A 432-nucleotide genomic window follows, 5' to 3' on the forward strand; every position below is an offset into this window, starting at 1 on the left:
CGCCGGTTCAGGTGTCGGCCGCCCCGGCCGCCCAGCCCGCTGCGGCGGCCGCGCCGGCAGCCAAGGAAGAGAAACAGCCGATGTCAACCGGACGCCGGCTGGGCATCACGTTCGCCGCGGCGGCCGCGATCTTCGCCCTGATCGCGATCTCGCCGGCAGCGCTGCAGGTCCACCTGACGGTGTTCGCGCTGGCGATCGTGATCGGCTACTACGTGATCGGCAATGTGCACCACGCGCTGCACACCCCGCTGATGTCGGTGACCAACGCGATTTCCGGAATCATCGTGGTGGGCGCCCTGCTGCAGATCGGCCACGGCAACGCGCTGGTGACCGCGATCGCTACCTGCGCCATCCTGCTGGCCAGCATCAACGTATTCGGCGGCTTCGCGGTGACGCGTCGCATGCTCGCGATGTTCTCCCGCAGCTAGAACC

1 protein-coding gene is annotated in these 432 nt (G+C 68.3%); it reads left to right on the forward strand.

Going from position 1 to position 432, the window contains the following annotated elements; all coding sequences use genetic code 11:
* Nucleotides 1-428, forward strand: a 428-nt coding sequence (locus tag BKG76_RS07065; protein ID WP_207543752.1) for a proton-translocating transhydrogenase family protein, incomplete at its 5' end; no start/stop codon positions are given.
* Nucleotides 429-432 lie beyond the last annotated feature (4 nt).

Origin of the sequence: Mycobacteroides franklinii, from assembly GCF_001853795.1 — a bacterium.
GTDB lineage: Bacteria > Actinomycetota > Actinomycetes > Mycobacteriales > Mycobacteriaceae > Mycobacterium > Mycobacterium franklinii.